Consider the following 21,839-nt stretch of genomic DNA (forward strand, 5'->3'; position numbering starts at 1 on the left):
GCGGGTCAGAGGGCGGTGAGCACGAGCACGACGAGCTGCTCCGGATCGAGGACGGGGGCCTGGAGCCCGACGGTGCCCAGCACGCGGCCGCGGAGCGCGGTCCCGTGCTCGGCCCAGCCGAGCGGCGACTGCCCGGGGCCGCCGAGCGGCGACGTGACCGGGGCGAGCGCCACGGAGTAGGTGCGCTCCGGATCCAGGCCCGGGAGCGTGATCCGGCCGGGCGGGTAGGTCTCGCCGGTGCGCAGCTGGGCGAAGGTGAAGAGGGCGGCGGAGCGGTCGGCGGCGACGACTCCGGAGAGCGAGGCGGCGTCGTCGGCGAGGTCGGCGCGCACGACCGTCCCGGTGTGCAGCAGCGCCCGGTGCTCGCGGTGGAAGGCGACCCAGGCGGTCAGCTCCTCCTCGACGGCGGGGGCGAGATCCGAGACGTCCCACTCGATGCCGAGGTGGCCGGGCAGCGCGGTGCCGGCGCGGAAGGCGAGCGAGTGGGTGCGCTGCGTCGAGTGCGACCGCGGCCCTCCGATGTGCTGCCCCATCAGCTCGGGCGGCACCACCAGCTGGGTGAAGGGCTGGATGGTCTGCCGCTCGAGCGGGTCGATGCAGTCGCTCGTCCAGATGCGATCGGTGCGGGCGAGGATCCCGAGGTCGACGCGGGCGCCCCCGGAGGCGCACGACTCGATCTCGACGCCGGGATGCCGGGAGCGCAGCTCGTCGAGCAGGCGGTAGAGCGCGAGCACGTTCTCATGGACGGCGGAGCGACCGGTGGCGGGCGAGACCGCCTCGATCACGTCGCGGTTGTGGTCCCACTTGAGGTACGCGATCGGGTACTCCGTCAGCAGCGCGTCGAGGGCGTCGAGCACGTGCTCGAACGCGCCGCGCTGCGAGAGGTCGAGGACCTGCTGCTGCCGCCCCGAGGCCGGGAGGTGGCCGGCCGGGCCGAGGATCCACTCCGGGTGCGCGCGGGCCAGGTCGGAGTCGGGGCTGATCATCTCGGGCTCCACCCAGAGGCCGAACTGCATGCCCAGGCCGGTGACGACGTCCGTCAGCGGAGTGAGGCCCTCCGGCCAGACCGAAGGGTCGACGGTCCAGTCGCCGAGCGCCGCGGTGTCGTCGCGGCGGCCGAGGAACCAGCCGTCGTCGAGCACGAAGCGCTCGACCCCGATCCGCGCGGCCCGCTCGGCGAGGGCGGTGAGGCGAGCGAGCTCGTGGTCGAAGTAGACGGCCTCCCAGGTGTTGAGGGTGACGGGCCGCGGAGCGACGGGGTGCTGCGGGCGGGCGCGGAGCGACGCGTGGAACCGGGCCTGCAGAGCGCTGAGCCCGTCGCCCCAGGAGCCGTAGGCGACCGGGGTCTCGTAGCTCTCGCCCTGCGCGAGCTCGATCTCGGCGGGCCGCAGCAGCTCGCCGGCCGCGAGGAGCGAGACGCCCTCGACGGTGCGCTCGGCGCGGAGCGAGGTGTCGCCGCTCCAGCCGAGGTGGACGCCGTGCACGAGCCCGCGCTCCCAGCCGAAGCCGGGCGTGCCCGCGGCGAGGAGGAGGGTCGCGTCGGCGCCGGGGCGGCCGCGGCGGGTGCGGCGGGTGTGCTCGCCGATGGTCAGCGGGCGGCGCTGCGGGTGGCGCTCGCGGAGGTGGTGCCCGGTGGTGTCGAGGATCTCGCGCGCGGTCGCGGGGAGCGGGAAGCCGAGCTCGAAGCGCTCGAGGCGGAACGGGCGGGCGTCGAGGTTCTCGACCCGGGCGCGCTGGGTGAGCAGGCCGGCCGCATCGACCTCGAGGTCCACGGTCAGCCGGACGCCCGCGCCCGTGGCGACGGTCCGGAGGGCGGAGCCGAGCGCCTCGATGCTCTCGACCTCGAACCGCTCCGACGCGGCCGCGCGCTCGTGGGTGCCCTCGAAGGTGGGGGCGTGCTGCCAGCCGTCGGCCTCGACGGCGACGAGGCCGAACGGCGCGAAGGCGTCGAGCCCGCCCGAGACGCGCTGGGGGAGGGCGGCGTCTGCCAGGGCGGATAGTTCGGCGGCGGAAAGATCTCCGAGCGCGGCGCCCCAGTGCACGATAGTGGGGAAGGTGACGAGGCGGGCGTCGACGACGACGCTGGTGCCCCCGTCCTGCAAGTGGAAGAGGCGCGATTCCCGGCCGGAGAGGGTCACGGAGTCGTTCGTGGGGGCGATGCTGCGGTGCATGGCTTATTTCTAGAGCAGAAGTAATAGGGGTGTCAAGAGCGGCGCGAGTGGCCGGATCTGTTCCTGGGGCGGCGCGCTACCGGTAGCTTTCTACCAGGCCGGAAAGAAGGAGCCCCGTGACCGACACCATCGTCGCCGAGGACGCCTCCGGGAGCTCCTCCGAGCTCCTGGCGCGCGAGGTCCTGATCCACGGTCCCGTCTCGCGGGCCGAGCTCGGCCGCCGCCTCGGCCTCTCGCCCGCCAGCCTGACCCGGCTCGCGCGCCCGTTCCTCGACGGCGGCCTGGTCGTCGAGGGCCCCGAGCAGAGCACCGGAGTCGGCCGCCCCGCCCGGCCGCTCGACATCCGCGCCGACGCGCTGAGCTTCGCGGGCGTGAAGATCACCGGCACCGAGGTCCTCGCCGTCCGCACCGACCTGCGCGCGCGCACCGAGCGGGAGCTGGTCCGCCCGCTGCCGGGCACGGAGCCCGCCGACGTGATCGCCGCGATCGTCTCGGTCGTCGACGAGCTCGGCGGCCCCTCCGCCTTCGCCGGCCTGGGCGTGACGCTCGGCGGGAGCATCGCCGCCGACGGCCGGGTGAGCCGCGCGCCGTTCCTCGGCTGGCGCGACGTCGACCTCGCCGCTCCGCTCTCCGCTGCCCTCGGGCTGCCGGTCGCCCTCGAGAACGACGTGGTCGCGCTCACGGGAGCCGAGCACTGGTTCGGGCGAGGCCGCGGCATCCCGCACTTCGCGGTGCTCACCGTCGGCGCGGGCGTGGGCTACGGACTGGTGGTGCACGACCGGGTGGTCGCGCCCCCGGAGGCGGGGCTCGGCCTGGGCGGCCACTACCCGCTGGATCCCACCGGGCCCGTCTGCGAGGCCGGCCACCGCGGCTGCTCGACCGCGATGCTCAGCCTGCCCTCGCTCCTCCGCCAGCTCTTCGTCGCCACCGGCCGCGAGCTGAACCTGGCCGAGGGCTTCGCCGCCGCTCGCGCGGGCGACCCCGGTGCCGAGCGCATCCTCGCCGACTCCGGCAACGCGCTCGGGACGATGATCGCCGCGATCGGCAACCTCTCGATGTCCGGCACGGTGATCCTGGCCGGGGAGGGCGTCGCCCTCTACTCGGAGCAGGCCGCGGTGGTGGACGCCGCGATCGCGGCCACGCGCGACCCGGACGCTCCGCCCCTGGCGCTGCTCGTCGACGACGGCGGGCTCGTGGAGTGGGCGCGCGGCGCGGCGGCCGTCGCGATCCAGCGGCTGCTGCCGCGGATCGCGCTCGGGACGCTGGGGTAGCGGGGCTCCGCGGCGCGCGGGCGCTCGGGGTGCCGGGTCTCCGCGCCCAGTGGGCCGTCGGCACGCTCGCCCGGCGGGTCTCAGCGCCGCGGAGGCTCGGGATGTCGGCCCGGCGGGTGTCCGCTCCGGGCGGGTACCGGGACGCCGGCCTCGCGGGCTAGACGCCGAGCGCCGAGCCGGGCAGGTCGCTCTGCAGGCCGTCGACGATCCGGCCGAACGCCGCGATCGCCTGGTCGTCGCCGAGACGGCCGGAGTCGACTCCTCCGGCGATGCGCAGGACCTCGGTCCGGCGCTCCGCCCGCTCCACCGCGTCGAGCCCGGAGGCCCCGATCGCTGCGGATGCGCGCACTCGCGCGACGATCGTGCCGACGTGCCATCTGCCGCGTGCCATCTGTCTCCTCCTGAAATCCCCGCCTCTCTTCGGAGCGGACGCACACCCGGATGGGTGCGCGTCCCCGGGTCCTCACCCCCTGTCGCTCCGGCGATGCGTCACGAACGGTCGTCATCCGCCCGCCGTGGCGACCGTTCGTGACGCATCGATCGAGCTGGGGAGGCGGAGCGCCCGCTCGCGGAGAGGGGGCCGGGGCGCCAGACTGACGGCGAGCGGAGGGAGGCACGATGCGACGCCTCCGCGCCCTCGCCGCCGCGGTGCCGCTCGGGGCGCCCCGATCGAGGTCACCGCGGCCCGCCTCACCGACCCGCGCCTCGCCGCCCCGCTCACCTGGACCGGCGGCACGGGCGTCCCCGACGGGACCTCGCGAGACCTCCGCGTCGACGTGCCCGAGCCCGCCTGCCCTGCCGCGGAGGCGCCCGCTGCGCTCGAGGTCGTCCTCGCCATCGACGGCCACGGCGAGCGCGCGTACCCCGCCGACGACCCGTTCTCGTTCGTCGACGCTCTCGCCCGGTCCGGATGCTTCGCCCGCACCGTCGACGCCGACCTCGCCCTGCGGATCGACACGTCCGGAGGCGCCGCGCACGAGCCGGCGCGCCTCACGATCACCGCCGACGTCCGGGGCACCCCCCTCGTGCTCCGCAGCGTCGACGCCACGATCCTGCTGCAGCCGCCCGACGCCGCCGACGCCTGGACCCTCGACCGCTCCGTGCCCGCCGGGACCCTCGACTCCGTGGTCCTGGACGCCGTCCCCACCCGCTGCGACACCCACGCGCTCGCCGAGGACAAGGTCGGCACGCGCCTGCCGGTCACCGTCGAGACCGCGGGCCGGCAGGGCACCGTCGTCGTCGCCGCGACCCCCGAGCAGAAGGGCGAGCTCTACGCATTCATCACCGCGTACTGCGCGTCCTGAGCAGGGAGGCGGGGGTCCGGGGGTGCGGACGTCCCCGCAGACGCGCCTCGCCGTGCACCTCGGCCGTCACTCGCCGCCGCTCGCCCGCATCGGCAGGTTGCGCCGTCGGCCGCGCCGAGCCGGTCCCGCCCGCCGTGGGACGAGCCCGGCCTACCCCGCCCGGCTCGGCTCGGCTCAGCCCGCTCGACTAGCTCAGCCCGGTTCAGCCAGCGCCCCGCTCCGCTGTGCGCGCCCCAGCCGCGCCCGTCCGCCTCACGCCGGCGCCGTGCTCAGCGCCTGCAGCCCCGTCACCCGCAGCAGGTCGAGCCGCGCCTCGTCCTCGCTGCCCGGCGCCACCGTGTAGACGACGATCCGCAGGTCGGTGCCCGGAGCCGTGAGCACGTCGCAGTCGATCGTGATCGGTCCGACGGGCGTCCGCGTCACCGTCTTCCGGCTCGCGCGGTGCTCGGCGATGCGCGCCTCCGCCCAGCGCCGCTCGAACACGGGCGACTCCTCCCGCAGCCGGGCGACGAGGGCGGCGAGCGCCGGATCGCGCGGGTAGCGCCCGGTCGCCGCGCGCAGGTCGGCCGCGAGGTCGCTCGCGAAGTCCTCCTCGTGCTGCGCGTCGAACTCGGTGCCCGCGTGTCCGGAGGTGAAGTGCCGCCAGACGAGGTTCCGCTCCAGCCCGGTGAACACCGAGGGGTCGCCGTTGAGGGCGGCCCAGAGCGGGTTCCACAGCAGGATGTCGTGGGCCGCCGTGAACACCGCGAGCGGCACGTCGCCCAGGCGGTCGACGATCCGCTGCACGCCCGGGCTCACGTGCTGCGGCACGACGCCCGGCGAGGGGACGGCGGCACCGGCGACCCGGTAGAGGTGGTCGCGCTCGCTGTCCGTGAGCCGGAGCGCCACCGCGAGAGAGCGGAGCATCGACGGCGACGGGTTCCGTGCGCGTCCCTGCTCGAGCCGCACGAGGTAGTCGACGCTCACGCCCGAGAGCGCCGCCAGCTCCTCGCGGCGCAGGCCCGTGGCGCGGCGGCTCGAGCCCGCGGGCAGGCCGACGTCGGCGGGACGGATGCGGTCGCGCCACGAGCGCAGCACCGTGGCGAACTCCTCCATGCCGCCCATCCTCCTCCGCCCGCCGTCGCCGAGCCAGGTACTGCCGGTCCCCCCGTCGAGCGCGGCCTGGTCGAGGCCCGACCACCCGCGCAGGATGGGCCCATGACCACGACACTCATCACCGGAGCGAACCGCTCCCTCGGCCTCGAGACCGCCCGCCGACTCCTCGAGGCGGGCCACACCGTCTACGCCGGCATGCGCGACACCGCCGACGGCGACGCCGCCCGCGCGCTCGGCGCCCACCCCGTCCGCCTCGACGTCACCGATCAGGCGAGCGTCGACTCCGCGATCGCCTCCCTGCCCGGGCTCGACGTGCTCGTCAACAACGCCGGAGTGCTGGGCACCTCGTTCGGCGTCGACGACCTCACCCCGGAGGCGATGGCGGGCGTCCTCGAGACGAACGTCGTCGGCATCGTCCGCGTCACACAGGCCGCGCTCCCGCTGCTGCAGGCCTCCGCGGCCCCGGTCGTCGTGAACGTGGCGTCCGGAGTCGGCTGGCCGCGCTGGCTGAGCACCGAGGGCCACGACGAGTTCCCCGTCACCGCGATCCCCTACGCGGCATCGAAGGCGGCGGTCGTCGCGCTCACCGTGCAGTACGCGAAGAACCTGCCGGCGATGCGGATCAACGCGAGCGACCCCGGCTACACCGCGACCGACTTCAACGGACACGGCGGGCACCAGACCGTCACCGAGGGCACGGACGCGACCGTCGCGCTCGCCCTGCTCGGCTCCGACGGGCCGACGGGCGAGTTCCACGACCGGCGCGGGCGCATCGAGTACTGAGCGGCGGGGAGGGCGGGCGCGACCGGCCGGACACCGGCCCGGACCCGGCAGGCGTCCACGTGCCCGTTCGAGGAGCCGCTGCCCCGAGCGCGGCGTGCGTCCACGTGCGCGTTCGAGCAGATCCCGCCCCGACCCTACGTGCGTCCGCGCACGCCCGAGACGCGGTGAGGTCCCCGAACCCGCCCTCGGCGCACCGGCCAGCACATGGTGATGAGGTGTCCTGTCTGCGCGGTCACCGGTCCTCGGTGCTGGGCTGTGAGTGACGGCCGGAGCCGGGACGCTGCCCACCGCGTGACAGAGGGCCGGATGAACCGCCGGCCCGACGGTGCGTGCTCGCTCCGGTACGCCTACCGACTCACCGCGTCTCGTGTCAGCTCTGCAGCTCGACCCCCCAGTTCGTCCTCTGGACGTCGGCGTCGAGCCCGCGCAGCTCGCGCGCCACGGCGTCCGCCTGCTCGCGCAGCTCCCGCACCGGCAGCGCGGGCAGGCGGCGCAGCTCGCTCCGGAGCTGGCGGTAGCCGCGCTCGCCGGCGGCCGCGTCGGCCGCGCGGGTCAGGAGGCTGTGCCGGGCGCGCAGGGCCTCGCGCCGGGCGAGCGCCGCGGTCAGCACCTCGCCGGTGGGAGTGGTCGCCGTCGCGTTGGTGAGGTTGATCGCCGTGACCAGCCGCTCGAGCTCGCCCAGTGCGCGCGTGCAGTCGGCGAGCAGCTCGGCCGGGTCCTCGGTCGGCTCCTCTCCCTCCTGGTAGGAGGCGTTCGCGACGATCCGCGACTGGAGGGCCTCGATCCGCTTCTGCAGGTCGGCCCGCTCGAGGAGTGCTTCGGCGAGAGTCATGCGACCAGGCAAGCACACATCGACGGGACCCGCGCCCCTAGGCTGCGACCGTGCCGCTGCAGAACCATCCCGGAGACGTCGAGTTCCCCGTCCGACCCCGGCTGCGCTACGCGCGGGCGGCCGATGCGCACCGGCGCGGGCAGGGCGCCGGACGCCGCGCCCTCCTGGTGACGGCCTTCGCGGCTCCGGTGGGCCTGGTCGGCTTCGCATGGGGGCTCGCGCTCGGCGGCGGCGAGAGCGTCGTCGCGTTCACGGCGTTCGCGTTCGCTCTGGCCTTCGGGCTGCTCGCCGCCACGGTCGGCTTCCAGCAGTGGGATGCGCGCGCGCCGCGCCGCGAGCAGCTCGCCTACCTCGGCGCGGCCGACTCGCCGACCCCGTCCCTCCGCCAGCAGCAGCTGCTCGCGCTCGACGCGGTCAGCGACTTCTCGTTCGCCGGCTGGAACTCCTCCCTCGCGTTCCAGCCCTCCTGGGCCGAGCTCCCGGAGGAGCTGCGGCGCCGCTACGCCGACGGAGCGAAAGGAGCGCCCTGGCAGCAGCTGCCGCTGCATCCGCTCGTCGAGCACCGGGTCGCGCTCGACCGCGACTTCCGCATCGCCTCGGCCGACGACGTGGAGCTGCTGGTCGCCGACGTGCTCACCCGCGGGCCGCTCTCGACCCGCTTCGCCGAGGTCTCGGCCTCCGCCGACGCCGAGCGGATGCGCTCCCGGGTCGCCGCGCTCACGGGCGGCAGCGAGTTCCACCTCCTCGAGCTCGCCCAGGCGGTCGACGGGCGTCCGCCGCTGCTCCTGCTCGCGGGCGACGCCGAGCGCACGATCGGCGCGATCCGCTACGCCTACGTCGCCGGCTACCTCCCGGCGGCGCGCGCCTGGGAGCTGCTGGCCGCGGTCGGCGACCGCGTCTTCGAGCGCTACTCCGGCTGGGACGCCTACTGGGCCGACGCGGCCCTCGCCATCGCCTTCCGCACCGACTCCCTCGGCGCGGTGCAGCACCACCATCGTCTGCGCGCGGAGCTCGCGGCCTCGGGGTGGCCGGCGGCGTCGGTGCCGTACCCGGGTTGACCGCGGGGCGGCTGCGGAGGCGGTGCCTCCGAGCCGGAGCGTCCGGACCGGAGGCGCGCAAACGAGGTGACCTCCGTCGCCGACCGTGCCCACCGACCCTGCGAGCGCTGCGGCCCCGGGGTCAGCCCAGCTTCGAGGCGGGCACCGTCTCGAGATGGAGCAGGTCGCGGCGCAGGCGCTGCGAGCGGACGTAGCTGCTCAGCACGTGCTCGGGCGAGGGCGGGGAGTCGCTCCCGCCGAGGAGGGCGCGCGCGGTCGTGAGGCGTGCGCGGCGGATCTCGTCGAACACGGTGGTGCCGTTCCGCGCGAAGGTGCGCTGCAGCGTCCGCTTCGGGACGCCGAGGCGCTCGCAGATCTCCTGGACCGAGAGGCGGGGGTCGGTGGACATCGCGGCGATCAGGGCGAGGGCGCGCGTGTAGACGTCCTCGCTGCTCTCGCGCGGCAGCGAGGTCGCCAGCACAGCGCCCGCCAGCTGCTCGACGGCGGCCCGCACCAGGGGGAAGGCGGGGGAGTCGGCGTCGAGGGTGGAGCCGAAGGTCGCGTTGACGGTCGAGAGCAGGATGCCGCGGCTGGCCGCGTCGGCCTCGGTGACGACGGCGCCACGGTCGGCCGAGTCGACCAGACCCAGCAGCGGGCGGTCGAGGGCGATCTCGGTGCGGGCGCTCGGGGTGTCGGTCACGATCGTGAACGGGGAGTCGCAGTGGAGGAAGGCGATGTCGCCCGGCGCGACGCGGACCTCGAGCGCCGCCGGATCGTCCGGCTGGATCACGAGCGCGCCCTCGAGCGGGATGATCAGGCGGACGCCCGGGCCGGCGGCGGAGGTGCGGTGCAGGCGGGCCGGCGAGTGCCAGATCCGGAGCACGTCGACGCCGTCGCTGCAGAGGGTGTCGGCCACGATGCGGAACGCGCCGTTCGCGCGGACGTCGACGCCGCTCTGCGCCAGCCACGCGGCCGCCGCCGTGTCCCGGCGGGACACCCCGCGATCGACGATCGGTCGGCTGCCTTCTGCGATTCCCCTCACGGCGGAGTCCTTTCCTCTGGCGCGTCCTCCGTACGACGCGATCCCTCTACCCTGGCCGATCCGGCCCGGTGGTGAGAAGTCTTCATGCGATCGCATCGTCGCTCACCTCCACCGCAAGGTGTCGGATCCCGCCATCGGGGGACGGAACCTGACCTCGGGAGTGCGCCTCGGATCGACGTGGACCTCGAGCGCGGCGACGTCGGTGAAGGGCCGGTCGTCGCTCGTGCGGCCCCGCAGCACGATGGAGTGGCGGAGCGTCCGGGGCGCCCGCAGCGGCGCGATCGTGTAGTGCGCGACGGCCACGAACCCCGCTCCCGGGGCGACCCGCTCGGGCCGGCCGACGACGGTGACCGGGGCCTCGTCGTAGTCGAGCTCGGCGCCCGAGCCGTCGGTGAAGGAGCCGCAGAACAGGGCGAGGTCGTGCAGGGCGGAGGTGCCGGAGTTGTGGAACTGCATCCAGAAGGTGATCACGGCGACGGAGCCGCACGCGGGCGCGAGCCGCACCGCGCTGCCGTCGAGGACGAGGTGCGGAGGCGCATCGAGCGTCGGAGCTCCGAGCATCAGCCGCGCCGCCTGACGCCCGCCGCCGGTGCGGCCACCGGTTCCGCTGCGCGTCCCGCCAGCTGCAGGAGGCCGCACGCGGCGACCACTCCGACGAGGGCGGCCGCCCAGCTCAGGTCCTGCTGGTCGAACTCCCGGAGGTGCGCCGGGACGCCCGTGAATCCGAGGATCCCCTGGGCCGCGGCGACGGTGGCGAAGGCGAGCAGCGCGGCCGTGGCGGCGACCGCGGCCGGGGCGGGCGGGTCGCCCTCCGAGTCCTGGGCGAAGCGGCGGACGGCGTGCGCGAGGGCGAGTGCGCAGAGGGCTGCGGCGACGAGGGCGGCCGCGGTGTAGGCCGGGCCGGCGGCCAGCAGGAGGAGGGCGCCGACGACGACCCGCAGGCAGGCCGGGAGGACGCCGGGAGCGCTGCATCCGCGCGCGCCCGGGCCTCCCCCGAGGGCCGCGGCGCGGGCGCGGGACTCCTCGAGGCGCCTCCGGACGCCATGAGGACCAGCGGCGCGGAGCAGGGCGGTCGCGCCCGAGGCGAGCAGCGCGACGCCGCCCTCGTCTTCCCCCTGCTCGTCGGCGTCGGCAGGGGTCATCGGGTCTCCTTCGGGGCGGGGACGGGGCGCGGCACCTCGATGATCCGTCCTCGCGGAGCGCCTCGGGAGGCCGGGCGCGAACGCTCACGAGGCAGGCGCGCCAGAACGTCAGAACGCGCCAGTGGACCGTGCCGCCGAGCTGTGCCAACGGCACCGCGGAACGTGCCACGCGCCTCCGCGTGCCCGCTGCGCGCTGTTTCGAGACGGCCTACGCTCACCGGATGGACGAGGTGCGGGACGCGTACGGCGCGCGGGCGGAGGAGTACGCGGCGCTGCTCGGATCGGTCGACGCGGGGCCCGCGGCCGATCGCGAGCTGATCGGGTCGTGGGCCGACGGGCTGGGGGGCACGGTCGCCGATGTGGGCTGCGGGCCCGGGCACTGGACGGAGTTTCTCCGGCGCCGCGGAGCCGCCGCGGTCGGCGTCGACCCGGTGCCGGAGTTCGTCGCGCTGGCTCGAGCGCGGTTCCCGGACGTCCCGTTCCGGCTCGGCTCGGCGCTCGAGCTCGACGTCGACGGCCTCGGGGGCGTTCTCGCGTGGTACTCGCTCATCCACCTGCCGCCGGCGGAGCTGCCCGGCGCGGTCGCGGCGCTCGCCGCGCACCTCCGACCGGGCGGAAGCCTGCTGATCGGCTTCTTCGAAGGGCCGCGCTCGGAGGCGTTCGCGCACGCCGTCGCACCGGCGTGGTTCCATCCGCTCGCCGAGATGCGCGCCCTCGCCGAGCAGGCCTGCCTCGAGGTGACCCACTCGCTCCGCCGCAGCGCCCCCGGCGTCCGCGACCACGGCGAGCTGATCGCTGTACTCCCGCGCTGACGCCGAGCTGATCGCCGGCCTCTGATCCGGACGCCGCCGACGCCGCGCTGGTTCCGTGCTGACGGCACCCGCTCCCGCTGGTCACCGGCGGCCGACGTCCCGGCCCACCGCATCCCGCCGAGACACCACCGCCCCGCTGAGGCGCCGCCGTCTCAGCGGTGCTTCGGCGATCCCGGCGGTGTATCGGCGGACGAGGGCCGCCGCGCCTAGAGGCGGTCGGCGCGCCACTCCGTGGGGATCTCCTCGCCGCGGCGGAACGCCTCCTCCTCGCGCTCGCGCAGCTCGACGCGGCGGATCTTGCCCGAGATCGTCTTGGGCAGGGGGTGGAACTCGACGCGCCGCACCCGCTCGAAGGAGGAGAGCAGCTCGCGGGTGTGGGCGAAGATCGCGCTCGCCGTCTCGGCGGTCGGCTCCCAGCCGTCGGCGAGGGTGACGTAGGCCTTCACCACGCTGTGGCGCACCTCGTCCGGAGCCGGGACCACTGCGGACTCGGCGACGGCGGGGTGCTGCAGCAGCACGCTCTCGACCTCGAACGGCGAGATCTTGAAGTCGGAGGACTTGAAGATGTCGTCGGTGCGGCCGACGAAGGTGATCGTGCCGTCGACCGCGCGGACCGCCACGTCGCCGGTGTGGAAGTAGCCGTCCGCGCGGGCGCGCTCGGTGCGGTCCTCGTCGCCGAGGTAGCCGGACATCAGGTTGACGGGTTCGACGGACAGGTCGAGGCAGATCTCACCGGTGGAGGCGGGCTCGCCGGTCAGCGGATCGACGAGGGCGATGGCGACGCCGGGCAGCGCGCGGCCCATCGCTCCGGGGACCACGGGGGCGCCGGGCGGGTTCGCGATGATCGCGGTGGTCTCGGTCTGGCCGTAGCCGTCGCGGATGGTGAGTCCCCACTCCCGCTCGACGGTCGCGATGACCTCGGGGTTGAGCGGCTCGCCCGCCGAGAGGATCTCGGTCAGCGCGCGCGGCTTCGCTCCCAGCGCCGACTGGATCAGCATCCGCCACACGGTCGGCGGCGCGCAGAACGTGGTGACCTCGGCCCGGTCGAGCTGCTGGTGCAGAGCGGTGGGGGAGAAGCGGCTGTAGTTGTAGACGAACACCGTCGCCTCGGCGTTCCACGGCGCGAAGAAGCAGCTCCACGCGTGCTTGCCCCAGCCCGGCGAGCTGATCGCCATGTGCACGTCGCCCGGCTGCACGCCGAGCCAGTACATCGTGCTGAGGTGCCCGACGGGGTACGACTCGTGCGTGTGCACGACCATCTTGGGCTTCGAGGTGGTGCCGGAGGTGAAGTAGATCAGGCACGGATCGGAGCTCTGGACGACCACGGTCGGGCTGATGCCGAAGGGCTCGAGCGAGTCGGCGTAGTCGAGCCAGCCCTCGACGGCGCCGCCGACCGCGATGCGGCCGAAGCCGCCCTCCATCTCGTCGAACTTGGCGGTCTCGGAGGCGTCCGCGATGACGTGCGCGACCTCGCCGCGCTCGAGGCGGTCGGCCAGGTCGGCGGGTGAGAGCAGGGTCGTCGTGGGGAGGATGACCGCGCCGAGCTTCATGATCGCGAGCATCGACTCCCAGAGCTCGAGGCGGTTGCCGAGCATGAGCATCACGTGATCGCCCTGCTCGACGCCGACCGAGTGGAGCCAGGCGGCGACCTCGTCGGAGCGCCAGCGCATCCGGTCGAAGGAGTACTTCTCCTCGGAGCCGTCCTCCTCCACGATCCAGAGGGCGGGGCGCTCGTTGCCGATGGCGATCGCGTCGAACCAGTCCACCGCCCAGTTGAAGCGGGGCCCGACGTCCGGCCACTGGAAGGCCTCGTTCGCGGCGACCGCATCGCGGCGGTGCTGCAGGAGGGTGTCGCGGGCGGCGCGGAAGCTCCCGGTGGGGTTCATGCATGTCTCCGTAGCGGTCGAGGTCCGGCCGCTGGCGGGACCGACCCCCATTCTGCTCCCGCTGCGGTGCCGGGTGCTGCGTGGGGGAGGCCCGGTGGGGATGTCCGTCGGAGGGAGCACCTGTGGAGGAGCGGTCGAGTCCGTTTCGCGAAGGACGCGGCGTCAGCGGGAGAGCGGAGGGCTCGCCCGCCGCAGCAGGCGCTCCCTCCGCTCCCTCCGCGGGACCTCAGTACTTGATGGACTGACCGCCGTCGATCGGGAGGACGGTCGCGTTCACGTACGAGGCGTCGTCCGAGAGGAGGAAGGCGACGACCGAGGCGATCTCGTCGGCCTCGCCGTAGCGCTTGGTCGGGTTGACCTGGATGAACTCCTCGGCCGCCTTGCGCGGGTTCTGCGGGTCGAGCTGCTTCATCGAGTTCTCGACCATCGGGGTCCAGATGGCCCCGGGCGCGATCGCGTTGATGCGGATGCCGAACTCGCCGTACTCGATCGCGGAGTTGCGGGTGAGGCCGACGACGCCGTGCTTGGCGGCCGCGTAGCCGGACTGGTTGCCGATCGCGGTGATGCCGCCGACGCTCGCGGTGTTGACGACCATGCCCGAGCCCTGCTCGCGCATCACCTTCAGCACCTTCTCGAGGCCGAGGAACACGCCGCGGAGGTTGATCGCGACGACCTTGTCGAACTCGTCGGCCGTGAAGTTCTCGGTGAGGTTCTGGCGGCCCTCGATGCCGGCGTTGTTGAAGAAGCCGTCGATCCGGCCGAAGGCCTCGAGGGTGCGCGCGACATAGGCGTCCACGTCCGCCTCCTTCGACACGTCGGCGAGGACGGTGATCGACTCGGTGCCCTCGGGCAGGACGTCGACCGTGGCGGCGAGGCCCTGCTCGGAGATGTCGACGAGGGCGAGCTTCGCGCCCTCCTGGGCGAGGCGGACGGCTGCGGCGCGGCCCAGGCCGGATCCACCTCCGGTGATGAGGACGACGCGGTCGGTGAAGCGGGTGCTGGTGGTGGTCATGACGACTCCTGCTCGAAGAGGGATGGGCTCGGAGGCCGTGTGGTCGGCGAGTCCGTATCCATGCGTCTGCATGCAATTGCTCCACGATACTCCACAGGTGTCGGTTGAGTCTGAGTGCGCGGTCAGGGATGGAGTGATCCGGGCTGCGGGCGCCCGCAGTCGAGCCCGGTGGACCCTCGCGAGCGGGGCCGCAGGATCCGACGCGAGCACTCGGGTTCTGGGCAGAGCCGCCGCCCCCCGACCCCGATTCGCCTGGCCGCCGCTTCCGGGCGACCGAGCCGCCCCGGCCGAGCAGGCGAGTCGCCGAGTCGCCGCCGATCCGCCGCTCGCCCGCCTACAGGTGCGGCTGCCCCGTCGAGGCGCTCGTTCCGCCGTCCACGGCCAGGATCGCGCCGGTGATGTACGCCGCGTCCGCGCTGGCGAGGAACAGCACCGGCGGGGCGATGTCGTCCGGCTGCCCGGTGCGTCCGAGGGCGATGCGGTCGATGAAGGGCGCGAGCTCCTCGGGGGTCGAGGCCATCGACTCGGTCAGCGGCGTCTGCGTGAAGGCGGGGGCGACGGCGTTGACCCGCACCCCGTGCGCGCCGAAGTCGAGGGCCAGCGACTGCACGAACGTCGTGATCGCGCCCTTGGTCGCGTTGTAGGCGGCCTGACCCCAGTCGCCGCGGATGCCCGAGACGGAGGAGACGACGACGATGTTGCCGCGGCTCGCCTTGAGGTGGGGGAGCGCCGCCTTCACCGCGTAGAAGAGGGCGTCGACGTTCGTGGCGAAGAGCGAGCGCCAGGCGTCGTCCTCCACCTCCTCGATCGGGCCGCCGAGGTGGCCGGCCGCGTTGTTCACGAGGACGTCGATCCCGCCGAACCTCGCGACGGTGCCCTCGACGAGCGCGTCGACCTCGGCTCGGACCGAGACGTCGGTGGGCACGACCAGGACGCGCTCGGCCGGGAAGCCGGCGACGGTCTCCTCGAGCGTGGCGGGGGTGCGCCCGGCGACCGCGACGCTTGCGCCCTGCTCAAGGAAAGCGCGTGCGATGGAGCGGCCGATGCCGGAGCCGGCTCCGGTGACCAGGACGGTGCGTCCGGCGAAGGGGTAGGTGTTCGAGGCGATCATGGCGGTGCCTTCCGGGTGCAGAGGGGCGGCTCGGCGGGGTGCGCCGGGAGCGGCGGGCGTCGGATCCGCCCGGTGCCGATCATCCGCGGCACCCGAGCGGATCGACGGGCCGCCGCGCCGGTACGGAGGAGCTCCCCATCGATCCGCAGCACGGCTCCCGACCCTGGCAACCGCCGCAGAGTGCGGTCCGCGGCCGCGCGGGCTCGGGTAGACCGGAGGGACGCCAGTGGACAGGGGGAACCACCATGGACACCACGAGAACGACCGCTCCGCGCCGGGCGACGGGGCTCCGGGCGGGACGGCGCGCGACCGCGCTGGGCGCCTCGGCACTGCTCGCCGCGCTCGCTCTGAGCGGCTGCACGAGCGGCGCCGACCAGGCGGAGGAGGCGACACCCGCCGCCCCGGGCGCCGCTGCTCCGACGGCCGCTCCGACCGCGACGCCCACCGACGCTCCGCTCGGGCCCGTGACGCTGCCCGAGGGAGCGACCGCCGCCGTGCGGTGGACCGACCAGGTCGGCCCCGTCGATCCGCAGACCGTGAACCTCAGCGGCGATCCGCTGCACATCACCGTCTCGGTCGCCTGCGACACCGCGGACGCCGAGGTGACGATCGAGGTCGTCGGCCTGATGACGAGCGGATCGTCGTGCGTCTACAGCCCGAGCACGACCCGCACCGGCACGGGAGGCGGCAACACGGGCACCATGCAGATCGCCGTCGAGCAGGACGCCGAGATCAGGGTGACGACGGTGCCGGACGACGCGCACTGGTCGGCCGCCGTCTCGACCGGGGCGCGGACGGTCCCCGGGCCCTGACGCCGGCCTGCGCGCTCACGAGAACACAGAAGTCGCGGTGGTCGAGAGCGGCCACCGCGACGTCTGCGTTCTCGAGTCGTCGAGGACGTCAGCCGATCGGGACGCCGAGCTCGGCCATGAACGGCACGGCGTCGACCGCCTCGCCGTCGACCCGCGTCTCGAAGTGCAGGTGGCAGCCGGTGGAGGCGCCGGTCGAGCCGCGCAGCGCGATGACCTGGCCGACGGTGACGGTCTCGTTGACCGACACCATCAGCTCGCTGTTGTGGGCGTAGCCGGTCTCGATGCCGCCGCCGTTGTCGAGCAGGATCCAGTTGCCGTAGCTGCCCTGGTACAACGCCTCCTCGACGGTGCCGCTGGAGGCCGCGAGGACGGGCGTGCCGCAGGCGCCGGCGAGATCGGTGCCCTTGTGGAACAGGTTCACGCCGGCGACCGGCGCGTCGGGGCGGGGGCCGTAGCTGCTGCTGATGTGACCGGAGATCGGGACGACCCACGCTCCGGACGCTCCGGCGGCGGCCGCGGTCGACTCGCCGGAGGTGGCGGTGATCGCGTCGAGGGACGCGGTGGGCACGAGGACCTCGGGCTTGGCCTCGGCGGCGAAGGCGTCGCGGGTGACGCTCTGCTGCACGACTCCGGCCGCCACGAAGCTCTGCGGGCGGGCCGCGGCGACGGCGGTGGCCGTGTCGCGGGTCAGCTCGGAGTCGGCGGTGCCGCCCACGGCGAACGCGGGCATCGTCGACGTGATCGCGATGCCGGCCACGAGGGTCATCGCGGCGACTGCGGAGACGCGGGGGCGCGACGGGCCGCGGGAGGGGCGACGGCTGCGGGACTCCTGCTCACGGAGCGAGCGACGGGTCGGGAGGGCGGACGGACTGCCGGTCTCGGCTCCTGCGGGGGTGGGAGTCGAGGCGCGTGACGAACGGTGCATGCAGAGGAGGTTCCAGGTCTGCCGACGCTCGAGGGGGGAGGCGAGCGCCGGGTGGGGCAGTGGGGCTGATCGCACGGCTGAGCCGATGCGACCCTCCAAACTACCCGCGTTCCGCCGGATCCGACCTGAGAGAAACCTCCGGAGTCAAGCGGTTGAGCGCATCGATCGGCTCTCGATCCGGAGTGGCGGGGGTGCGCCGGGTCGCCGGTGGGCGTGCTCAGCGGTCGGCGGTGAAGACGAGCAGGGCGATCACACCGGCGACCGTCGCCGCGACTCCGGAGCCCAGGCGCCACCACATCCACTTGTCGCGCCTGGGCCCGCGCACGGGACGCCGGAGGCCGGCGCGGCCCTGGTAGCCGCCGGGATCGTGCTGGAAGACCATGCCCCCAGCCTGCCGAACCCGCGCCCGTCGCGGGGTCACTCGCCCGCGACTCCCAGCCGCGAACGGCACCGCAGGGCTGAAGCGAGAGCCGAGGAGAAAGGAGGAGAGGCGGCGACCAGGGGGAAGGGGAGGCGGGACGGCACGGGCGCAGAACGGCCGCCGCCCGCGCGCCTAGCGCGGCCCGGGCGCGCTCGCCAGCGGGTTCGCGGGGCGGGTGCCGCTCGGTAGCGTGGGGGAGTCGGCCGGAGCGGTCGACGAGCGGAGGAGCGGACATGGCCGGGACCGGCAACGACAAGGACGCACGCGACAAGGCGGCGCAGAAGCGCGCGAAGAAGGCGCTGAAGAAGGCCGAGAAGTCGGTGCGCGCGGCGCACGAGGCGGTCCGCGACTCCAGCAAGAAGCTGCGCAAGAAGGCCCGCAAGCTGGCCGAGCAGACCGAGAAGCTCAAGCGGACCCAGGAGAAGGCGGCGAAGAAGGCGGCCGCGGCCGAGAACCGCCCGACCACGCCGAAGCACGCCGCCGAGCCGGCGGTCGGTGCCCTCGACCTCACCCCGCCGCTGCCCGGCTCGCAGGAGCCCGCCGAGGATCAGGAGTCCGCCGAGGACACCGGTGCCGCGGCCGAGTCCGCCGCCCAGCAGGAGCCGGCCCCCGACTCCGACCCCGCGCACACCCCGGACCTCACCCCGCCGATGCCGCGCTCGGCCTCCTGAGCGCACCCGTCTGAGCGCCGCATGCCGGTGCGGACTCAGGTGAATCGCACCCACCGATGCGCCGCCCGCCTGAGAATCCGCACAGGGTACTCGGGCGGGCGTGCCCCGCGAGGTGAACAGCAGGTGAAGCCTCGCGACCACGCCGGAACGCCTCCCGCCGCGGGAGCATCATGTCTGCGTGGATCCCTTCATCCTGCTCGCGCTCGTCGTCGTCACGGCCCTCGCCTTCGACTTCACCAACGGCTTCCATGACACGGCGAACGCGATGGCCACGTCCATCGCGACCGGTGCCCTGAAGCCCCGCACCGCCGTCGCCCTCTCGGCGTCGCTGAACCTCGTCGGTGCGTTCCTCAGCATCGAGGTGGCGCTGACCGTCACCAACGCGGTCGTGAAGATCCAGGACTCCTCGGGCGCACCCGATCCGGCGCTGCTCGAGGACGGCGGTTCGGCTCTGCTGCTGATCGTGCTGGCCGGCCTCATCGGCGGCATCGTCTGGAACCTGCTGACCTGGCTGCTCGGCCTGCCCTCGAGCTCGTCGCACGCCCTCTTCGGCGGCCTGATCGGCTCCGCTCTCGCGGGCCTCGGCCTCAACGGCGTGAACTGGGCCGGCGACGGCACGAAGCTCGACGGCGTCGTCGGCAAGGTGATCCTCCCGGCGCTGATGTCGCCCGTGCTCGCCGGAGCGGTCGCGGCGATCGGCACCTGGCTCGTCTTCCGGGTGATCGGCAACCTCGCCGAGAAGAGCCTCCACCGCGGCTTCCGCTTCGGCCAGATCGGCAGCGCCTCCCTCGTCTCGCTCGCGCACGGCACCAACGACGCGCAGAAGACCATGGGAGTGATCACGCTCGCGCTGATCGCGGCCGGCGGCTGGAGCGACACCGAGTCGGTCCCCTTCTGGGTCAAGCTCAGCTGCGCGCTGGCCATCTCGCTCGGCACCTACATCGGCGGCTGGCGGATCATCCGCACCGTCGGCAAGGGCCTCGTCGAGATCGACACCCCGCAGGGCATGGCCGCCGAGAGCGCCTCCGCCGCGGTCATTCTCGCCTCCAGCCACCTCGGCTTCGCCCTCTCGACCACCCACGTCGCGACCGGCTCGATCCTCGGCTCCGGAGTCGGCCGCCCCGGAGCGCAGGTGCGCTGGCGCGTGGCGCTGCGCATGGTGATCGCCTGGGTCATCACGCTCCCGGCCGCCGCCCTCGTCGGCGCCGTGATGTGGTGGATCGGCCACCTCGTCGGAGGCGCGGCCGGCGGCCTCCTGATGGCCGCGATCCTCGTCGCCGTCGCCTCCCTCATCTACATCCGCTCGCGCCGCGACAGCATCGGCGCGCACAACGTCAACGACGAGTGGCAGGACGCGGCGGCACGCCCCGCGCCCGAGACCGCCGGCGTCTGAGCGAAAGGATCCGCACCGTGCTCTCCCTCTTCCTCTCCGCCGCCGGTCAGGTGGCGATCGTCGCCGTGCTCCTCGGAGCGGGCCTGCCCGTGCTGTTCGCCGTCGGCGTCCGCTCCTTCGCCGTCGCCGCCGGTGCTCCCGCCTCGGGCGGGTCGGACGCCCCCGCGGTCCGGAGCGGTCTGCCCGCCCCGGTGCTGCGCGGGATCGGCGTGCTCTGCTTCGCCCTCGTCGTCGGCTCCGTCGTGATCGGCCTGAGCGTCATCATCGCGACGGGTCTCGGCCAGTCGGTGAGCTTCGAGCACGTGATCCCGACCTTCGTGCCCAAGGGCTGAGCATGGCCTCGACCGATCCGATCGCGGCGCGGGAGGGGATCGTCGCCCGCGTGGTCGGCTGGCTGCGCGCGGGCTACCCGTCGGGCGTGCCGGAGCAGGACTACCTCCCGCTGCTGGGCCTGCTGCGCCGCAGCCTCACGACGGACGAGGTCGAGCAGGTCGTCGCGCGGCTCCTGTCGGAGTCGGAGCGGGCCGAGACGGTCGTCTCACGGGCCGTGGTGCGCGAGCGGATCGAGCAGCTGCTGCTCGGACCGGCGATGCCCGAGGACGTCGCCCGCGTCTCCTCGCGGCTCGCGAGCGCGGGCTGGCCGCTGGCGGGCCCGGAGTCGCTGGCCGAGCCGGACACCCGCGAGGGCCTGGTCGCGCGCATCGTCCGCTGGTTGCGCGCCGGCTATCCGGCCGGGCTGCCCGAGCAGGACTTCGTGCCGCTGCTGGCGCTCCTCCGCCGCCGTCTGAGCGACGAGGAGGTGGCCGAGGTGGCCGCCGGTCTCGCCGCCGACGCGCCCGCCTCCCGCGCGGACGTCGGCACCGCGATCGCCGGAGTGACCTCGGAGCTGCCCTTGGAGGAGGACATCGAGCGCGTGCGCCGGTCGCTGGCCGCGCTGGGCTGGCCGGAGGAGTTCGCGAGCTGACGCGCCGCCGCCCGGGTCTCGGGCCGCAGGAGGCCGCGTGCCGATCCGCCGCTGTCGCCGGCGATCCGGCCGGAGAGCCCGCCGGCCGACGGTGCCGCTATCCCGGGCGGTTCAGCCGTCGAAGGGTGACCCCGCCGGGACCAGGACGTGGACGCAGTGGCGGGCCGGGCCCGCCGTGAGCGGGCGGGACGAGCGCTGGAGCGTGTCCTCGGGCGGGCCACAGGCGGCCGCCCGGTGGGCAGGGGAGTCGCGGGGTCACGACGCGCGCCGTCCGCCGTCCTAGGTTCGGCCCGGGTCCGGATCGGCTGCGCAGCCGGCTGCCGGACCGCAGCCCGACCGGAAGGACAACCCATGCCCGCACCCACCATCGTCCTCGTCCACGGAGCGTTCGCCGACGCCGCGAGCTTCGCCCCGGTCACGCGGATCCTGCTCGACGCCGGCCACGCCGTGCGCGTCCCGGCCGTGCCGAACCGCAGCCTGCTGGGCGATGCGGAGTACCTTCGCTCCTTCGTGGAGCAGCTCGACGGGCCGGTCCTGCTGGCGGGCCACTCCTACGGCGGCGCCGTGATCACGGTGGCGGGCGCCGCCGAGAACGTGGTCGGCCTCGTCTACCTCGCGGCCTACGCGCTCGAGGAGGGGGAGAGCCTCGGGCAGCTGCAGGGCGCCTTCCCCGACTCCGACCTCCCGGCGAATCTCGTCTACACCCCGTTCCCGATCGACGGGGCGGAGCCGGGCACGGACGTGTCGGTCGCGGTGTCGGCGTTCCCGGAGGTGTTCGCGGCCGGGATCGACCCGGCCGAGGCGGCCGTGCTCGCGGTCGGCCAGCGCCCGCTCGCCGCTCTGGCCTTCGGTGAGGCCGCCCCGGTCGCCGCCTGGCGGACCCGGCCGAGCTGGGGCGTCGTCGCGGCCGCGGACCGGACGATCAACCCGGACGTCGAGCGGTTCGGCTACCGGCGGGCGGGCGTGCGCTCGGTCGTCGAGCTCGACGCGCCGCACCTGGTGATGCGCTCGCACCCGGAGGAGGTCGCGCGGTTCATCGCCGACGCCGCGGCGGAGCTGAGCTGACCGCGGAGTCGCCTGACCGCGGAGGGGTGCGCCGCGTGCCGGTGCGCTCCTCCGCACCCCGCCGCGGTCAGGCGACTCCGCGGTCAGCTC

General features: G+C 74.5%; 23 protein-coding genes. 11 read left to right on the forward strand and 12 right to left on the reverse strand.

The genetic code is table 11. The features are described from left to right. Window positions 1–5: 5 nt before the first annotated feature. Window positions 6–2,171 (reverse strand): alpha-galactosidase, encoded by a 2,166-nt coding sequence (locus C5C71_RS15665; protein ID WP_104338042.1) that lies wholly within the window; start codon window positions 2,169–2,171, stop codon window positions 6–8. 116 nt (window positions 2,172–2,287) lie between these two features. Between C5C71_RS15665 and C5C71_RS15670 the strand changes: the two genes are divergently transcribed. Then, complete coding sequence (locus C5C71_RS15670; protein WP_104338043.1) at window positions 2,288–3,442, forward strand: ROK family transcriptional regulator; 1,155 nt, start codon at window positions 2,288–2,290, stop codon at window positions 3,440–3,442. A gap of 157 nt (window positions 3,443–3,599) precedes the next feature. Here C5C71_RS15670 and C5C71_RS15675 read toward each other — a convergent pair whose 3' ends face one another. Then, complete coding sequence (locus C5C71_RS15675) at window positions 3,600–3,833, reverse strand: hypothetical protein (protein WP_104269771.1); 234 nt, start codon at window positions 3,831–3,833, stop codon at window positions 3,600–3,602. Between the two features lie 385 nt (window positions 3,834–4,218). On the opposite strand from C5C71_RS15675, the gene C5C71_RS15680 reads away from it, so the two are divergent. Beyond that, entirely contained in the window at window positions 4,219–4,746 is a 528-nt protein-coding gene (locus tag C5C71_RS15680; RefSeq protein WP_146084505.1) for a hypothetical protein, read from the forward strand. A 252-nt stretch (window positions 4,747–4,998) separates the two neighbouring features. Here the strand turns inward: C5C71_RS15680 and C5C71_RS15685 are convergent, their stop codons facing one another. Continuing rightward, entirely contained in the window at window positions 4,999–5,841 is an 843-nt protein-coding gene (locus C5C71_RS15685) for a helix-turn-helix transcriptional regulator (protein ID WP_104338046.1), read from the reverse strand. A 102-nt stretch (window positions 5,842–5,943) separates the two neighbouring features. Between C5C71_RS15685 and C5C71_RS15690 the strand changes: the two genes are divergently transcribed. Further along, window positions 5,944–6,624 carry an SDR family NAD(P)-dependent oxidoreductase gene (locus C5C71_RS15690; RefSeq protein ID WP_104232897.1) on the forward strand — a complete coding sequence of 227 codons (681 nt, stop codon included), beginning with the start codon at window positions 5,944–5,946 and terminating at the stop codon, window positions 6,622–6,624. Window positions 6,625–6,994: 370 nt separating this feature from the next. Here C5C71_RS15690 and C5C71_RS15695 read toward each other — a convergent pair whose 3' ends face one another. Next, the gene (locus tag C5C71_RS15695; protein ID WP_104224023.1) at window positions 6,995–7,456 is read right to left on the reverse strand and encodes a DIP1984 family protein; all 462 of its coding nucleotides are present in this window, start codon (window positions 7,454–7,456) and stop codon (window positions 6,995–6,997) included. Between the two features lie 50 nt (window positions 7,457–7,506). Here C5C71_RS15695 and C5C71_RS15700 point away from each other — a divergent pair, with 50 nt between their 5' ends. Then, window positions 7,507–8,514: a DUF1266 domain-containing protein gene (locus tag C5C71_RS15700; protein ID WP_104224022.1), complete on the forward strand. Its 1,008-nt coding sequence runs from the start codon at window positions 7,507–7,509 to the stop codon at window positions 8,512–8,514. 121 nt (window positions 8,515–8,635) lie between these two features. Here C5C71_RS15700 and C5C71_RS15705 read toward each other — a convergent pair whose 3' ends face one another. The 3 genes from C5C71_RS15705 to C5C71_RS15715 all read right to left on the reverse strand — a co-directional run bounded on the left by C5C71_RS15705 (window position 8,636) and on the right by C5C71_RS15715 (window position 10,677). Beyond that, window positions 8,636–9,490, reverse strand: coding sequence for a helix-turn-helix domain-containing protein (locus tag C5C71_RS15705; RefSeq protein WP_181027279.1), 855 nt, complete (start codon window positions 9,488–9,490; stop codon window positions 8,636–8,638). Window positions 9,491–9,637: 147 nt separating this feature from the next. Continuing rightward, complete coding sequence (locus C5C71_RS15710; protein WP_104227480.1) at window positions 9,638–10,096, reverse strand: hypothetical protein; 459 nt, start codon at window positions 10,094–10,096, stop codon at window positions 9,638–9,640. After that, window positions 10,096–10,677, reverse strand: a complete 582-nt coding sequence (locus tag C5C71_RS15715) for a hypothetical protein (protein WP_104338047.1) — start codon at window positions 10,675–10,677, stop codon at window positions 10,096–10,098. Before C5C71_RS15715 ends, C5C71_RS15710 begins: the two co-directional genes overlap by 1 nt. A gap of 221 nt (window positions 10,678–10,898) precedes the next feature. Between C5C71_RS15715 and C5C71_RS15720 the strand changes: the two genes are divergently transcribed. Next, window positions 10,899–11,489, forward strand: a complete 591-nt coding sequence (locus C5C71_RS15720; protein ID WP_104338048.1) for a trans-aconitate 2-methyltransferase — start codon at window positions 10,899–10,901, stop codon at window positions 11,487–11,489. Window positions 11,490–11,695: 206 nt separating this feature from the next. On the opposite strand, the gene C5C71_RS15725 is transcribed toward C5C71_RS15720, so the two are convergent. The 3 genes from C5C71_RS15725 to C5C71_RS15735 all read right to left on the reverse strand — a co-directional run bounded on the left by C5C71_RS15725 (window position 11,696) and on the right by C5C71_RS15735 (window position 15,498). After that, entirely contained in the window at window positions 11,696–13,375 is a 1,680-nt protein-coding gene (locus tag C5C71_RS15725) for an AMP-binding protein (RefSeq protein WP_104287985.1), read from the reverse strand. Between the two features lie 226 nt (window positions 13,376–13,601). Continuing rightward, window positions 13,602–14,387, reverse strand: coding sequence for a glucose 1-dehydrogenase (locus C5C71_RS15730; protein WP_258063242.1), 786 nt, complete (start codon window positions 14,385–14,387; stop codon window positions 13,602–13,604). A gap of 334 nt (window positions 14,388–14,721) precedes the next feature. Further along, complete coding sequence (locus tag C5C71_RS15735; protein WP_258063352.1) at window positions 14,722–15,498, reverse strand: SDR family NAD(P)-dependent oxidoreductase; 777 nt, start codon at window positions 15,496–15,498, stop codon at window positions 14,722–14,724. Window positions 15,499–15,743: 245 nt separating this feature from the next. On the opposite strand from C5C71_RS15735, the gene C5C71_RS15740 reads away from it, so the two are divergent. After that, a complete protein-coding gene (locus tag C5C71_RS15740) occupies window positions 15,744–16,310 on the forward strand; it encodes a hypothetical protein (RefSeq protein ID WP_104261232.1) in 567 nt (188 codons plus the stop codon). A gap of 88 nt (window positions 16,311–16,398) precedes the next feature. Here the strand turns inward: C5C71_RS15740 and C5C71_RS15745 are convergent, their stop codons facing one another. Then, window positions 16,399–17,235 (reverse strand): M23 family metallopeptidase, encoded by an 837-nt coding sequence (locus tag C5C71_RS15745; protein ID WP_104338049.1) that lies wholly within the window; start codon window positions 17,233–17,235, stop codon window positions 16,399–16,401. Between the two features lie 217 nt (window positions 17,236–17,452). After that, window positions 17,453–17,617: a hypothetical protein gene (locus C5C71_RS17710; RefSeq protein WP_159940529.1), complete on the reverse strand. Its 165-nt coding sequence runs from the start codon at window positions 17,615–17,617 to the stop codon at window positions 17,453–17,455. A 272-nt stretch (window positions 17,618–17,889) separates the two neighbouring features. On the opposite strand from C5C71_RS17710, the gene C5C71_RS15750 reads away from it, so the two are divergent. From C5C71_RS15750 to C5C71_RS15770, 5 genes are all read left to right on the forward strand, one after another. Then, the gene (locus C5C71_RS15750) at window positions 17,890–18,327 is read left to right on the forward strand and encodes a hypothetical protein (protein WP_104288719.1); all 438 of its coding nucleotides are present in this window, start codon (window positions 17,890–17,892) and stop codon (window positions 18,325–18,327) included. Window positions 18,328–18,505: 178 nt separating this feature from the next. After that, window positions 18,506–19,720, forward strand: coding sequence for an inorganic phosphate transporter (locus C5C71_RS15755; protein ID WP_104224012.1), 1,215 nt, complete (start codon window positions 18,506–18,508; stop codon window positions 19,718–19,720). A gap of 17 nt (window positions 19,721–19,737) precedes the next feature. Further along, on the forward strand, window positions 19,738–20,052 hold the full coding sequence (locus C5C71_RS15760) for a hypothetical protein (RefSeq protein WP_104248160.1): 315 nt from the start codon (window positions 19,738–19,740) through the stop codon (window positions 20,050–20,052). 2 nt (window positions 20,053–20,054) lie between these two features. Further along, on the forward strand, window positions 20,055–20,684 hold the full coding sequence (locus tag C5C71_RS15765) for a DUF3349 domain-containing protein (protein WP_104338050.1): 630 nt from the start codon (window positions 20,055–20,057) through the stop codon (window positions 20,682–20,684). A gap of 351 nt (window positions 20,685–21,035) precedes the next feature. Continuing rightward, window positions 21,036–21,749 carry an alpha/beta fold hydrolase gene (locus tag C5C71_RS15770; RefSeq protein ID WP_104338051.1) on the forward strand — a complete coding sequence of 238 codons (714 nt, stop codon included), beginning with the start codon at window positions 21,036–21,038 and terminating at the stop codon, window positions 21,747–21,749. Window positions 21,750–21,839 lie beyond the last annotated feature (90 nt).

Source organism: Rathayibacter sp. AY1C1 (assembly GCF_002932105.1).
Lineage (GTDB): Bacteria > Actinomycetota > Actinomycetes > Actinomycetales > Microbacteriaceae > Rathayibacter.